Raw genomic sequence first — 13,961 nt, 5'->3', positions numbered from 1 at the left:
GCAGCAACGTTTACTAATAAGCCAGTTATGAAACTGTCAACAATTAATCCAATGTTTTTTCACTTTTATGAAAAGAACGGCACAAAACTGTCGTCAATTACACAATTACTACATTATATGTCATCGATTAACATCATTGTGAGATGGCACTATGTTTTCCAATTTAAGGATTCCCTTTAGACAGCAAAAAAGCGCCCGTAAAAGCACGACGAACGCTTATCTTAAGCCAGCACATCTAATTTTAAAAATTCAAATGACGTTTAACGATTGGTCGAATTCCCGCAACAATTGGGAATGCCAAGATACCACCAACCACAGCTTGAACTAAATTAGTCGGTACACCAACCAATCCAGTTGCCATCGTATACAACAGCGAATCTGACAAAAAGTATCCGACCACCATCACCACTACCGCAGTAATTATCGCTGCAATCTGTCGACCATGTGATTTGCTAGCACCAAGATATCCTGCTATTCCGCCCTCTAAACCATGAACGAGTAGTGAGAAAAACATATACTGTGGATACCCTAGCAATAAATCTAGTAATAGTCCGCTAGCACCGCCAACAATGACCCCACCACGCCAGCCAAAAATCAGTGCTGCAATAAAGATTCCCGCATCACATAAGTTAATATAACCGTGTGTCATCGGGATTGGGATATGGAAAAAGATAGAAATAACAACATTAAGTGCGATCAACATCCCCAGGATTGCAATCGTCCGTGTATTAAATTTAACCCCCACCAAAACTTTCATCTCCTCAATTGATTTTCATCTGGCAATGATCACACATTATTAATGTGACCTAAATAAATTTTACACCAGTTCTTACTTGTAATAATAATAAAAAGACTGGGCCACAACGGGTCCAGTCCACCTGCTAAATTAACTTACTTAACATGTGCCAAGAAGTAACGTTTCTTACCACGACGTACAATGACAAATTTACCATTAAAGGCTGCGGACGGATCAATCTCGGCCTCGACATCCGTCACCTTTTCACCATTGATTCGAATCGCACCGTTTTTAATATCTTCACGTGCTTGACGCCGAGAAGGTTCGAATTTCGTAGCATCAACCAGCCACAAGACAATGTTTTGCTTTTCAGCTGAGACGTCTGCTGATGGCACACCCTTGAAACCTTGTTCAATTTCGTCCGCCGTTAAACTTTGAACATCACCAGTAAACAACGCCTTAGTAATATTTTCAGCTTCAACTACCGCCTGCTTGCCATGAACAAATTCCGTGACTTCTTCAGCTAAGCGCCGTTGTGCTTCCCGTTTTTCAGGTGCAGTCTTCACCGTTTCGGCCAATCGATCGATTTCTTCATGACTTAAGAACGTGAAGTACTTGAGGTATTTGACGACGTCTCGATCATCCTGGTTGATCCAGAATTGATAGAATTCATACGGTGATGTCCGTTCAGGGTTTAACCATACGGCCCCACCAGCAGTCTTACCAAACTTAGTCCCATCCGCCTTCAACAATAATGGAATTGTTAATCCGTAAGCCTTAGCGTCATTGCCTTCTAAGCGGTGGATCAAATCGGTCCCCGCGGTGATATTGCCCCACTGATCAGCCCCACCAATCTGGAGTTGCACATGTTCAGCACGGTACAAGTGTAAGAAGTCAACTGATTGTAAGATTTGGTATGTGAATTCAGTGTATGAAATGCCCACTTCCAACCGGCTTGCAACAACTTCCTTGTTCAGCATCGTGTTCACACTGAACAACTTACCATAATCGCGTAAGAAATCTAGTAATGAAATTTTTGATAACCAATCGTAGTTATTCACAATCGAAAAGTTTTCGTCATGACCAAACAACTTGTACATCTGAGCACTTAAGCCATCCTGATTATGCTTCACTTGATCCATGGTCTGTAACTTACGTTCTGAGTTCTTACCAGATGGATCACCGATAGCACCCGTCCCACCACCAACTACAACGTAGGGATGATGACCAGCCAATTGGAATCGTTTGAGAATCATGAAAGGAATCAAATGCCCAATATGCATACTATCCCCGGTTGGATCAATCCCACAGTATAGTGAGACTGATTGGTTTTCGGTAAGTTCCTTTAACCCGGCCTCATCCGTTTGTTGGTTAATGGCACCACGCCATTTTAAATCATCGATAATGTTCATGTTAGTCCTCCTCGTTATTGTCGCTGGACAAAAAAACTCGCCCCTGTCATCAAAACAGGGACGAGTTTTCCGCGTTACCACCCAAGTTATCACCAAATGTGATCGCTCATTGATTAGTAACGGATATCATCCGGCCAATGGCAGTTCACGTTATGTAATTCATCTTTGACCACAGCTCGGTTCGCACCACCCACCGAGTCGCTAGACTGTTGGGTCAACGACTACTAATTAACGATCACTACTTTTTAATTATTACCTAACATCATAAGCACTCCACTGCCAAAAGTCAATCCTATTTTCGGTCAAAACATCGCATTAAACCCACTAATCTAACCATAGTGTCTGGCTTGTGAATGCGGTTGACGTCGACACAGTGATATAACCAGACTACTGGCACTCATTTATTGAGCTCCCAGGTAAAAACTTAATCTTTAGCATCCGCCGCAATTTTGACAACGGTATTGGCTTGCTGGCCTTGAACCTTAGCAACCTGTTTGCCATTTTGCCATTGAACTGAGTTTGCCTGTCCGTTTTGTGGGGTATCGTACACGGTAACGGCACCACTCGTGACATTTTTACTCGTCAAATCTTGCTTTTGAATCTGATTATTGACCTGATTAGCAAACTTGGTTGGATTACCAGCAACGTCCTGTGTATTGGCAATCGTTGTCACTGACCAACTACCCGTGTTCCAATGAACATACACTTTGCCCATCGTCCCTTGAACCGTTGCCGCTGTACCTGAATTAAGTGTCGTACGCTGACCCTGCGTATTCGCTAAGTAATCGACTTGGCTGCTGGCATCACTTTTCGTATTGTAGTTCGTCTGTTGATACGTCGCAGTCGTCGAACTAGTCCCAGCTTTGGCGTACTTCACCCGGTAGTTTCCCTTGGTCCCACTTGCACTGATGGCCTTGACTGTTTGATTGGTTGCCTTGACGGTCGTAGGCGCTGCCGTCTGACTAACCAAACTAACACTGTCTGAAGCCGCGTGTAATACATTCGTTACTGAAGGTACGGCAACAATTCCGACCACCAACATCCCAGTTGCAGTGGCGATTCCTAATTGAATTTTGCGCTTAAAGTTCATGAAAAATATCCTCCTAATTTCTACAACAAATGACCGATTTTACTTAACCATAATTACCTTTTCTACCATGATAATGAGAACTGAGCGACAGCCATGCAATCAGCTAAGTCCTCGCTTGTCCCGAGAAGTGTTATGTACGGGACGTATTTGTGTTCGTTGCCGACGTGGTGCACGACGAATCGTCGACCCTCGCCGCTGCACCGTTACTCGTAGTGCGCGGCGGCGGGATTGCCTGTTTTTCGTTACTCGCTGCCTCAGTGACGGTTGACGTCGCGTAAGTCGCTGCCGCGTTCGCCCTTTTGAACGAGTCACCGGTTTTGTTCGAATACTCTTACCGGGCCGCCGAAGTTTAGTTGCTTTGGACGTATTCAGTTTAAACTGTGTTCCTGTACGTCGCGTCGCTTTAAGTTTTATCACTTTGGGCTGAGTCGCTCGGCGTCGAATGGCGCGATGCTGAGTTATTTTGCCATGATGGCTGTTAACACTGATCGTTTGCAATGACCGCCGTTTGACGCGCGCCACGGTCTGCGAACGCGACTTATTGCTTACCACTTTCTGCTGCACCGGCCGAGTCTTCACAGCTGGCTGAACTGCTGGCCTCTTAATGGCGACAACTGCTTGGCCCGCCCGTCCATGCTGTTGATTGTGGGCCGGCATAGTCAAATGGCGATCGTGCACAACTTTCAGTCTTGGTTGAGCTTTAATCGCAACACCGGGTGTGCCACGGGTCGTCCCCAACCACCACGAAACGGGATGAACACTAGTAATGACCCGACTATTATCAACCGGTGCCGCTAGCCCAGCTAAATGATAGCGATTGGTATACTGCCATAATGCCGCCGAAATGATTGGTGGGTTAGGCGTTAGCGCACCAATCCACTGGGCATCAAACCGTTGCCGCGCTTGGTTGGCATACGTCAGTGCGAACGAAGCATACGAATAGAAGATCAGTTTTTTGTTAGTCAATGCGCGCATTTCACAATACCAAGCCGCAACTGCCGCATTAGTTGATCCTGAACGTACCGTATTAACTTCAAAATCCAAAGCATAAAAACGCGCAGCTTTATTGGAGCGCGCATAAAACGCTTGGGCTTCACGGCGCGCGCTAGCGGCATCCGTAAATTGCGAAAAATCATACTCACCAAATGGAATCCCATAACGAACATATAATGCCGTATTATTCGCTGCGTCCCGGTCAACATAATTTAAACCATACTGACGACGATTGATCACAAATAGCACTTGCGACTTCATCGCCTGCACCTGACTTGGGCTGAGCTGTCCTTGCCACTCGGAAATATCGACCACCGCGTGTCCCTGTGCTTGAACCGTAATTTGCCTGCCAAGTGTGGCGACCACCGCCGTTCCAACTAACCAACTGAGCCTTTTAATCCCCATCATGCGGTCCCTCTCCCCATACTGTGCTCCGCAATTAAAAAAATTATCATCATAAGTTGTTGGTGATTCCCACAATCACCAACAACTAAACTATCAAGGACAGTTTATGACATACCCATAACTTTAACATTCTTATACTACCAATAATAGGCCATTTTTAATGGGCTGGGGCGTCAATTCGATTTCAATTCAGTTACAGCTTGTTAACAAAGCGTCGCCCCTTTATGGTTAATATTATGAACAACTCTGGAAAGGCTGATATTTGAATTACAGTTTGGTTACAATCATGATATTGTTAGCAGTTTCTCACCCGCTTTCCGGTGCCCGAACTACCCATACCACGGGATATTACAACCGTTTCATTCGAAAATACCGCCACAAAAAAACAACTAACCCTCATCAAGATTTTGGCTCATCTTGACCAAGATTAGTTGCTTAAACTAATTGGTTCACAATAGCATGTTGTTAACTAACTAATGTGGTAACGTCAGAACAATGGCTTGCTTGCCCATCTGATTATAAGCAGCCTCAAAATTCTTCCAGCTGACTGCCTGCTGTTTTTCTCCGTACGGATTGTTAATATAAATCAACTTTTTAGTCCGGTTAAAGCCAACAATGACCACGCTGTGCATATCATAAGTCACTTTAACGGAGCCCTGTGGTGTCTGCCAAGTTTGCATCGTGCTGACCGGTGCAAACGAAGCCGTCGTAATTGTCCAAACGGGCCGTCCTTGTTCTAACTGTTCAATCACAGTATCAAAGTTTGCCCCCGTTAAGTCCTTCACCTGACTAGTCTCAGTTTTCGCCAATTTATAGATTGGCTTATGATAGACACCTAACCCAGGATCGTTACCAGTAATATCCCCAACAAACCCATACTCTGGATTCCCATGTTCGCCGTCACTATAAGTGAGTGGCACACTCGTAATCTTTGCCGCTAATTCATTTTTAGTGACATTGATATGCGCGTAATTCATCAACATCGTTAACGATGTGACTTCACAACCATTGTATAAACGTGGTGTTGTCATTTGATTCACTAGCGGGACGTCCAACTTGACCTGATTGACCGACTTGGGCTTCGTTTGGGAACTAGACTTAGCTGCATCCGTTTGTTTAGTTGTAAACGATGCATCAATCCAGTCAGAAACTTGTGTGCTTGTAAATCCAATGACCCCCAAAAGCACCATGGCAATTATGATCAGCGTCCAGGACCGGCGCCGTTTCCGTAAATGTCTTGGCATTTGTTACCATCCGTTTCTCTTTTAATTTGATTGACTACTTTCCTAACATACTATGTAGTATCATACCATGGACGAATCAATAATACACCTTTACAATCTTAAAAAAAAGGCTTGTATAATCAGCCGTAAGTCAATGCTGACAAGGATTAAGGTTAGCCTGGTTAATCATTAAGCAGCACACTGCTTTAATCAGTTTATTGATATATTAGTAACCTTATTATCAATTTGTTGAATTAGCCCTGACCGTTACTTAGATTATAATTGAGATTATCTGGCCGAGGCTGGCTTTTCCCAAAATGGCCTTGAATATTCGTTATTTGCCGATGAAGTCAATTTTCCTAATTCTGGGCACCTTCGTTATTTTATGAAGCACTGAGTCCTTGTTTTCAAAACAGCATTAAATTGGCCCCGGCAAATCCGTTGCGTCCTTAGATTATCTGTCATCCGTTTCAAGCCTAGTGGCATCCAAAGTTTTAACTTCTGATCAGCTTTAGAAAATTTTATGTTGATTAAAGCGCTTTCTTTATTACAATAGTAGTAAAAGCAGTTAAATTTTATGGTTAATTGTGAAAGGACCTGACTGGCATGGCTAATTCTGAAGACCAAATGGATAAACACTTACAATCCGCAATATTCGGGGCCCCCGTACTACATCCGGATGAACAACACCGTAACCTTGGCACGTTTCACGAACGAATCGATGTGGGCATTACTTTCACCCAAGCACTCATGCGTGACTACTCAACCGAACTAAAAAGTGAAATGGCGGCCCATCCTGATTACCAGCTACTCCTACATGGCTTGCTAGATGAAGACATCCTGAATCGCTACGTTAAACTAGCCAACCAGCAGCACATCAGGTTTGCGATTCGAAATGACCTCATGTACCAGCACACACCTACGAGCCTCGCCATCGCCCTAGTCGCCAACTGTGCCATCACGCCACCGACAATCGATATCGATGAACGTTTTCCCGTTCCGCCACTTAACACAACTACCGATTGGTCGCACGACGTCCTCATCGATCACATTCACCGTCATCTGGAACGCAATCGTCAACTCTTCAGCATCAAACACCACTTAATCTAACCAGTGTCTTACTTTGACATCTATTGTGCGTGTTGACATGAATTATGGTTAAAACAAACTGTTTAACTGCATTATTTTCCGTCAGCCGGTGCGCGTCCTATGCCGACCTCCGGGGCTGGGTGACAATTGCTGGAACGCAGCCGACGTCGATTTGAGCTAACGCCCAACCCGCGTCATCTCAAATACGAGTCTTATTCTAAGCCGGAAGCAACCCACTTCCAGCTAAGAATAATTTGGCTACTGAGCATTGTCACCCAGCCCCTCCAGTCTCAAGCCTGTGAGGGGCCACGGGTTGAAGCCGCTCGAATGGCTGATGAACGACCACCGAACTTAGCACAATCTATCGTTGGCTATTTTGATACTGGAACTTCAAACAAAGTGTTAGGTGCATTAGCACTTTGTCGAGAGATTACATCTTACTACACCAATTCAGGATTAGTGAGCTATCTCAATATCACTTTCAGTCTGACAGTTGATTAACAAAATTATCGTTTATGAAAAGCAACGACGAATTCATCAAAAGCTTAGGTACATCTTTGTCCGCCATTCGAACACTATCCCGACTGGAAGGCATTTCGGCCAATGCTCAGCGGTGAAATTCCACTTAGCAAGCGTCCTTGGCTTGGTTAGTGGAAGACCAGTATTTAAGACGTGGTTTGCGGCTTAAATCTGTGTCCACCGCGTTCCAGCAATTGGCCGAAATGCCTGGAAGTCGGTGTAGGACGCGCCAACTAAGCAATTTTACGCTTACTCGACTTTTTTCCAGCGGGCCTAAGCTGGTTGCTTTTGATTTAAAAAACAGTCCGTTTTAACCATATTTAATGCCAATCTCTCAAATCGATGCATTATACACAAAGCCACCAACTTAAAATGATCAGCTTTCACTGATTGTCCTAAATTGGTGGCTTTTACTTTATCAATCAAAAGACTCAATTGACTTCACCATTGGCCCACTAGTTAAAATAATTGCATCACGCTAATTACGATTGGTGGCACTAGCAAGGCTGGTAATAGGTTCAACGTACTGAATTGCTTGATTTTCAACATACCTAAGCCGGATGCTAGAATCAAGATACCACCAACAATGGTAATTTCATTCAGTAACGCTGCACTCAACGCACCTTTCAAAATTAATGCTAAAACATACAGGCTCCCCTGCCAACAAAACAAGACGCCCGCCGCAATCGCGATGCCAAATCCGAAAGTGGATGCTAATACGATCGACGTGATGCCATCTAACATGCCATTCGTAAACAAAAAGGTGTAATCATGCTTTAAGGCTGCCTCAATCGGCCCCAAAATCGATAACGATCCAATACAGTACAGTAACACCGCAGTCGCTAGGCCTTCCGCTAAGTTGCCACCCGCCAAACGGCCCACCCAGCGGTCAAAATGCCCTTGAATATCCAAAGCTTGACCAATTAATCCACCAATCGCCAAGCTCACAATAAAAAGCACCGGGTACTTACTCTGCGGCATCCGTTGCACGACCGCATTAATGCCGATGACACAAGCCGCTAGCCCTAACGCTTGTAATAATATCGCATGGTAAGCTGGCTTGATTCCTTTTTTAAAGATACTGCCGACCAAGCAACCAGCTAAAATCATGCTCGTATTAAAAATCGTTCCAATCATATCGCCACTCCTAATCAATAGCTTAATCTCTAGCGCTTATTTCAATTTAAAATAATTAATTATCATTTAGTATAAAGTCTAAAGTTACTTGAGGGTCAAGTCTTGATTGGTAATTGTATCTGCGTCACCGACTGTGCAACCTGATCTGTAATCCCATAATCAATCAGTGCTGTCTCAATAGCTGTTCCCGCCACGTGCCAGCCGCGAGCACGACAATCCGCTAACAATTGTCGATACTGCATCGGGGCATCCAAATGAGTGCCGTGAAAAATCCGCTGCGCATAGCTACCAGCCGCCAAGTGTTCTTGATGGGGTGGCACCGTATCACCCGGTTCAAATAATAAACAAATTCCCGCATAGCGGTCAAAATGTCCGGCTTGGATGGCTTGCTGGTCGAGCATCAGCGCAACCTTGCCGAGAAAGATTTCGTTCGTCGCGCCGGTCTGTGCGCGTAGCTTAGCAATAACAAGTTCAATATCATCTTGAGGGCGATAAGGCTGACGTAAAGCCACCATCGCTCTTTCAGGTAACGTCACGCATTCAGTCACATCAAAATTGGCACTTTGGGCCGTTTTAATCTGGGCCAAGCGTGTATTGATCCGTTGTTGTACCGCCGTTAATAATCGCAATTGCGCCTCAACCTGCTGCTGTTGGGTCGTTAACATACTCGTCAGCTTGGACAGTTCACGGGCCGCAAAAAAATCGGCAATCGTAGCCAATGGTAAGCCGAGTGCTCGCAAATATTTAATGGTACTCAACCGTTCGAACTGAGGCGTCCCATAATATCGGTAGTGACTATGCGGATTGACTCGTGCCGGCGTCAATAACCCAATCTCGTCATAATAGCGTAAAGTCGCCACTGGGATATCAAATAACTGTGCGAGTTGCCCAATCGAAAAATCAGTTGTCATCCGATCGCCATCCTCCCCTATAGGTCTTATCATAACTTAATCGCTGAAGTAATTGCTGTAACCAGAATAAGATATCATAAAAAAAGTTGCATTTCAGAAATTAATTTCTGAAATACAACTTTTGGGCCTATCAATCATCAGTGATCATCGCCATCGCATTATTAATGCAGAACTAACTGACAGAGCTGTTTTCAATTATTTCGTAATTGCGCGCGCATGCCCCGCCCGAATCTCAGCTAAATACTGATCACTTTTGGCCGTATCAAATTCATGTTCTGACTTACCGATAATTACCGCAGCTAATGAATTGCCGACCACGTTAACCACGGTTCGTCCCATGTCAACTAGCCGGTCGATTCCCGCAATAAAAGCGAGTCCTTGTACTGGCACGCCAATCGTTGAAATCGTCGCCAATAAGACAACAAACGAAGCCCCCGGCACACCAGCAATCCCCTTTGACGTAATCATAAGTACAATCAATAAAGTGATCTGCTGGCTGAGTGACAGGTGAATCCCATAAGCCTGAGCTAAGAAAAGCGCCGCTAACGATTGATAAATTGCGGAGCCATCCAAGTTAAACGTATACCCAGTTGGGATCACAAATGAGACAATTCCTTCACTAACACCGTATTTCCCCATCTTATCGATAATGCGGGGCAGGGCCGCTTCAGAACTCGCCGTTGAAAAGCCAAGCACCATTTCATCACGAATGACCCGTAGTAGGTGCCAAATATTTAAACCGAATAACTTACCAACAATGCCCATCACAACCACAATAAAGATTGCCATGGTAATATAAGCAAGAATAATGAAATAGCCTAACGGGGCCAGCGCCTTCAAGCCCATTTCAGCGACCGTGACCCCAATTAAGGCACAGACGCCAATCGGAGCCGTGTGCATGACCCAGTTCGTCACTTTGAACATAGCTTCGGCGACAGCGTTCATAAAGTCCAGAATAATTTTGCCTTGTTCGCCAATAGCCGCCGTCCCTAAACCAAAGAAAACGGCAAAAAAGATGACTGGAATCATGTCACCAGCTGACAATGATTTAAAGACGTTAGTCGGGATAATACCCATGACCGTCGACCAAATACCATTGTGTGAGACCGTCTTAGCGGTTTGCACATACTGACTAATATTCGACGCATGTAGTTGATGAATATCGATATAGTCACCAGGGTGAAAAATGTTACCCATTAACAACCCTAAGGCGATCGCAATCGTCGTCATGATTTCGAAATAGATAATGGTTTTACCACCAATCCGACCTAACTTTTTGAGGTCGCCCATATTAGCAATCCCGGTAATCAGACATGCCACCACGATTGGTAAAACGATCATTTGAATCAGACTGATGAACATCGTCCCGATGTTTTGCATCGCAGTAATCGCCGTTTTATTGCCATAAAAGACGACCCCTAATACAATTCCAAGCACTAGCCCAATTAAGATCTGCCAGCCCAAGCTCAATCGGAACTGGCGATACCGCTTCATCTTTCCCTGCTTTTCCAAGCTACTTCCGCCCCATTCTCATTTATGGATGTTTTTATGAAATATTGCACACAATATTAATATTTTAGCACATTTTCAGTCAATATGAGAATTAAATTAAAAAATCAATCATTAAAATCAAATGGTCCCATTGTAATAGACGTTAATCTCAGTTGCTTTCCTCATAATCACGTAATTGTCGCGGTGAATCACTATTTCCGTTACCATCAGAATCCGAACATTAACCAAAATAGCGACAATTAAAACTAGCTTGGTTAGCAGTTGTAATCATTCCTAACCAAGCTAGTTTTTCAAGCAACAACTTTATTCAACGGCTGCGGCTACAACACCTCATCATGTCGTCACTCACTAACCGATTTAAACCGCTATTTGGAACGGGTCATCCGGTCATAGACAGCGGCACTAACCCAATCAGCGGTCCACATCCATAAAACATGCCCAATGGCTTCTGACACGTGTTCGGTCATTGGTTGATCCTTCGCAGCGGGAACGGTCCCCAGTGCTGGCAAGATACCATGGTGAAAGGCTGTCCAGATACCTAACCCATACAACGCGCTGCTGCCACCTTTTGCCCGGGGGTGCTTGCGAGCCCATAAACTATAGGCCACAGCAAACGTCGTTGAGAATCCGAAATGCATGACATAGCTGACACCTGGTAAATCATGACCAGAATATGAATACGTTGCATGCGTAACGCTGGCGGGAATCCCAATTTGTTGCAATAATTGTTGTGGGGGATTCGTTTGATCCCGCTGTGGCGTTCGTGGCGGTAGGATATTCTCCCACCCTAACTTAACTAAACCAGAAATCACACCACCAGTCACACCAGCAATAACTGCGGCCCGATGATTGAACTGCTTGTTCACCATTAATAATTACCTGCCTCTCTATTCAATAAATTAATCATACCAGCCTTGGTACCCATTTCGAAATAATTTAGCCTGGTAATTAAATAAAAAATTTGATTTACAAAAATGAACGTGATACGATTACCACATTGATTTATCACTTGATAAATGAAATTAAAAGGGAGGAATTGACATGTATTTAGGCTTAAAAGAAATGGCCCACGAAAAACTCAGATATGGGCTACTTAGCGGGGTTTTGCTACTAATTGCCCTCGTCGTCTTTATGTTAGCGGGCCTTGCTAACGGGTTATCCAATGGTAATCGTCAGGCTGTTGACCAGTGGCATGCTCAAACAGTTTATTTGAACGAAGATGCGAATCAGACACTGTCAGCATCCCAATTAAAACTAGCAGACCAAGATCGAATCAAAGGTCAGGACGTCGCACCCTTAGCTAGTCTGTCCGGTACTTTACGAACTGCCAGTAATGGTCAAAAAACTAACGCTAGCGCTTTTGGGACCACTCGCGATAGTTTTCTGATGCCAAAAGTCATCTCAGGACACCGAATCAACGGCAAGAATCAATTATTGATTTCCGCGGGATTAAAAGACAAAGGCTATCGGATTGGTCAGAAAGTTCGCATTGGGACCACTGATCAAAAGGTAACGATCGTCGGTACTTTCAAAGCTAGTACCTATAGTATTGCGCCAACGGTCTACACGGACGTTGCCACGCTCAATCGTCTCAAAGGTAATCCCATCACCAGTGGCGATCAACAACCGGTCAACGCCTTTGTGACTAAAAAGAGTCATTTCAAGACTCAACATCATGGCAACATGCAACGTTTATCAATTGCCACGTTTATTGAAAAATTACCAGGATACAGCGCTGAGCAGTTGACACTCAACACGATGATTTACTTCTTGTTCGCAATTGCCCTAGCCGTGATTGGAATTTTCATGTTCGTTCTGACCCTTCAAAAACAAGCCTTGTTCGGGGTCTTAAAAGTACAAGGTATTGGTACCAAACACATCTTGGCTGCCCTACTCACCCAAAGTGTCGTCATGGCAATCATTGGTATCGGCATCGGCCTTCTAATTACGTTAGGCCTCGCGCAAATCATGCCCGCCGGATTACCATTCGCCATTGACTGGCCACAATTTGGTATTTATAGTGTGGCTCTCTTGTTAGCTGCAGTCGTCGGTGCCTTACTCTCATGGCGGACTGTCGCCAAGATTGACCCCGTCGTTGCCATTGGATAAGGAGGATGATATCAATGAGTCAACCAGTTTTAGCCTTACAAAATATTAATAAACAATTTGGTCACGGTCATACCGCTGTTAACGCTTTGACTGATGCCAATTTCGAAGTCAGTGCTGGCCAATTCGTCGCGATTATCGGCCCCTCTGGCTCGGGTAAATCCACCTTTTTGACGATTGCTGCCGGTTTACAAACGCCAACAAGTGGTCAAGTTATTCTGAACGGACAACCACTATCGAATCAAACGGAAAAACAGCGCTTAGCCTACCGTTTCAATGAAATTGGCTTTATCTTGCAGAGTTCCAATCTGATTCCATTCCTGACGGTTCGTGAACAGTTCAAGCTCGTCGATAAAATGGCCCGGCGCAAATTTGATCAAGCAGGCACCGATGAATTACTAGCAGAGTTAGCCCTTACTGAAGTTCGGGATGCCTACCCAAGTGACCTCTCCGGTGGTGAACGCCAACGTGTTGCCATCGCCCGCGCTCTTTACAATGATCCAAGCGTCATTCTTGCAGATGAACCGACCGCTAGCCTGGACACGCCCCGCTCCATCGACGTCGTCAAGCGCCTCGCCAACGAAGCTCATCAGCACCAAAAGGCCATCGTAATGGTGACCCATGACCAACGGCTGATTGATGACTGTGACGTGGTCTATCAAATTGAAGATGGTAAGATGAGTCGCCGCGACTCGTAGTGCTACTGACCACTGCACTTTAACCTCATAACAGTAAAAATGACCTCGCCAGGAATGTTCCTGTGAGGTCATTTTTACTGTTCATATTCACACGACTCATCAGATACTACGAATCGAAAACTAGAATTTG

Annotated in this window: 13 protein-coding genes and 1 other annotated feature; of the genes, 4 read left to right on the top strand and 9 right to left on the bottom strand. The window is 44.7% G+C overall.

Annotated elements, in window-relative coordinates:
• Positions 1 to 241: 241 nt before the first annotated feature.
• The 5 genes from E5260_RS03515 to E5260_RS03495 all read right to left on the bottom strand — a co-directional run bounded on the left by E5260_RS03515 (position 242) and on the right by E5260_RS03495 (position 5,880).
• On the bottom strand, positions 242 to 757 hold the full coding sequence (locus E5260_RS03515; protein ID WP_003642092.1) for an ECF transporter S component: 516 nt from the start codon (positions 755 to 757) through the stop codon (positions 242 to 244).
• Positions 758 to 891: 134 nt separating this feature from the next.
• Entirely contained in the window at positions 892 to 2,148 is a 1,257-nt protein-coding gene (gene tyrS / locus E5260_RS03510; protein WP_003642093.1) for a tyrosine--tRNA ligase, read from the bottom strand.
• A gap of 53 nt (positions 2,149 to 2,201) precedes the next feature.
• Positions 2,202 to 2,396: a binding site (T-box leader), on the bottom strand.
• A gap of 176 nt (positions 2,397 to 2,572) precedes the next feature.
• On the bottom strand, positions 2,573 to 3,238 hold the full coding sequence (locus E5260_RS03505) for a hypothetical protein (RefSeq protein ID WP_003642094.1): 666 nt from the start codon (positions 3,236 to 3,238) through the stop codon (positions 2,573 to 2,575).
• A 99-nt stretch (positions 3,239 to 3,337) separates the two neighbouring features.
• Positions 3,338 to 4,636 (bottom strand): GH25 family lysozyme, encoded by a 1,299-nt coding sequence (locus tag E5260_RS03500; RefSeq protein WP_003644749.1) that lies wholly within the window; start codon positions 4,634 to 4,636, stop codon positions 3,338 to 3,340.
• A 473-nt stretch (positions 4,637 to 5,109) separates the two neighbouring features.
• On the bottom strand, positions 5,110 to 5,880 hold the full coding sequence (locus tag E5260_RS03495) for a C39 family peptidase (RefSeq protein ID WP_003642096.1): 771 nt from the start codon (positions 5,878 to 5,880) through the stop codon (positions 5,110 to 5,112).
• Positions 5,881 to 6,465: 585 nt separating this feature from the next.
• Between E5260_RS03495 and E5260_RS03490 the strand changes: the two genes are divergently transcribed.
• Positions 6,466 to 6,969 carry a YueI family protein gene (locus tag E5260_RS03490; protein ID WP_003642097.1) on the top strand — a complete coding sequence of 168 codons (504 nt, stop codon included), beginning with the start codon at positions 6,466 to 6,468 and terminating at the stop codon, positions 6,967 to 6,969.
• A 306-nt stretch (positions 6,970 to 7,275) separates the two neighbouring features.
• Positions 7,276 to 7,449 carry a hypothetical protein gene (locus tag E5260_RS15365; RefSeq protein WP_003642098.1) on the top strand — a complete coding sequence of 58 codons (174 nt, stop codon included), beginning with the start codon at positions 7,276 to 7,278 and terminating at the stop codon, positions 7,447 to 7,449.
• A gap of 477 nt (positions 7,450 to 7,926) precedes the next feature.
• Here the strand turns inward: E5260_RS15365 and E5260_RS03480 are convergent, their stop codons facing one another.
• From E5260_RS03480 to E5260_RS03465, 4 genes are all read right to left on the bottom strand, one after another.
• Complete coding sequence (locus E5260_RS03480) at positions 7,927 to 8,604, bottom strand: DUF554 domain-containing protein (protein ID WP_003642100.1); 678 nt, start codon at positions 8,602 to 8,604, stop codon at positions 7,927 to 7,929.
• Between the two features lie 95 nt (positions 8,605 to 8,699).
• On the bottom strand, positions 8,700 to 9,515 hold the full coding sequence (locus tag E5260_RS03475; protein ID WP_003642101.1) for a MerR family transcriptional regulator: 816 nt from the start codon (positions 9,513 to 9,515) through the stop codon (positions 8,700 to 8,702).
• A gap of 195 nt (positions 9,516 to 9,710) precedes the next feature.
• Positions 9,711 to 11,009, bottom strand: coding sequence for a cation:dicarboxylate symporter family transporter (locus E5260_RS03470; protein WP_003644750.1), 1,299 nt, complete (start codon positions 11,007 to 11,009; stop codon positions 9,711 to 9,713).
• A gap of 383 nt (positions 11,010 to 11,392) precedes the next feature.
• On the bottom strand, positions 11,393 to 11,896 hold the full coding sequence (locus E5260_RS03465) for a YagU family protein (RefSeq protein ID WP_003642103.1): 504 nt from the start codon (positions 11,894 to 11,896) through the stop codon (positions 11,393 to 11,395).
• Between the two features lie 172 nt (positions 11,897 to 12,068).
• Between E5260_RS03465 and E5260_RS03460 the strand changes: the two genes are divergently transcribed.
• Both E5260_RS03460 and E5260_RS03455 read left to right on the top strand, forming a co-directional pair.
• Positions 12,069 to 13,136, top strand: a complete 1,068-nt coding sequence (locus E5260_RS03460; RefSeq protein ID WP_003642104.1) for an ABC transporter permease — start codon at positions 12,069 to 12,071, stop codon at positions 13,134 to 13,136.
• A 14-nt stretch (positions 13,137 to 13,150) separates the two neighbouring features.
• Positions 13,151 to 13,831 (top strand): ABC transporter ATP-binding protein, encoded by a 681-nt coding sequence (locus E5260_RS03455; RefSeq protein ID WP_003642105.1) that lies wholly within the window; start codon positions 13,151 to 13,153, stop codon positions 13,829 to 13,831.
• Positions 13,832 to 13,961: the final 130 nt, after the last annotated feature.

It is taken from the genome of Lactiplantibacillus plantarum (genome assembly GCF_014131735.1).
Taxonomy (GTDB): domain Bacteria; phylum Bacillota; class Bacilli; order Lactobacillales; family Lactobacillaceae; genus Lactiplantibacillus; species Lactiplantibacillus plantarum.
The sequence above is the reverse complement of the archived record's forward strand: the minus strand, read 5'-3'. Positions and strand labels throughout refer to the sequence as shown.

Excerpts from the sequence above, each read along its gene's own strand:
- E5260_RS03455 (WP_003642105.1), top strand. The coding sequence starts at position 13,151 with ATGAGTCAACCAGTTTTAGCCTTACAAAATATTAATAAACAATTTGGT.
- E5260_RS03490 (WP_003642097.1), top strand. The coding sequence starts at position 6,466 with ATGGCTAATTCTGAAGACCAAATGGATAAACACTTACAATCCGCAATA.
- E5260_RS03460 (WP_003642104.1), top strand. The coding sequence starts at position 12,069 with ATGTATTTAGGCTTAAAAGAAATGGCCCACGAAAAACTCAGATATGGG.
- E5260_RS03495 (WP_003642096.1), bottom strand. The coding sequence starts at position 5,880 with ATGCCAAGACATTTACGGAAACGGCGCCGGTCCTGGACGCTGATCATA.
- E5260_RS03505 (WP_003642094.1), bottom strand. The coding sequence starts at position 3,238 with ATGAACTTTAAGCGCAAAATTCAATTAGGAATCGCCACTGCAACTGGG.
- E5260_RS15365 (WP_003642098.1), top strand. The coding sequence starts at position 7,276 with ATGGCTGATGAACGACCACCGAACTTAGCACAATCTATCGTTGGCTAT.
- E5260_RS03470 (WP_003644750.1), bottom strand. The coding sequence starts at position 11,009 with ATGAAGCGGTATCGCCAGTTCCGATTGAGCTTGGGCTGGCAGATCTTA.
- tyrS (WP_003642093.1), bottom strand. The coding sequence starts at position 2,148 with ATGAACATTATCGATGATTTAAAATGGCGTGGTGCCATTAACCAACAA.
- E5260_RS03500 (WP_003644749.1), bottom strand. The coding sequence starts at position 4,636 with ATGGGGATTAAAAGGCTCAGTTGGTTAGTTGGAACGGCGGTGGTCGCC.
- E5260_RS03465 (WP_003642103.1), bottom strand. The coding sequence starts at position 11,896 with ATGGTGAACAAGCAGTTCAATCATCGGGCCGCAGTTATTGCTGGTGTG.
- E5260_RS03475 (WP_003642101.1), bottom strand. The coding sequence starts at position 9,515 with ATGACAACTGATTTTTCGATTGGGCAACTCGCACAGTTATTTGATATC.
- E5260_RS03515 (WP_003642092.1), bottom strand. The coding sequence starts at position 757 with ATGAAAGTTTTGGTGGGGGTTAAATTTAATACACGGACGATTGCAATC.
- E5260_RS03480 (WP_003642100.1), bottom strand. The coding sequence starts at position 8,604 with ATGATTGGAACGATTTTTAATACGAGCATGATTTTAGCTGGTTGCTTG.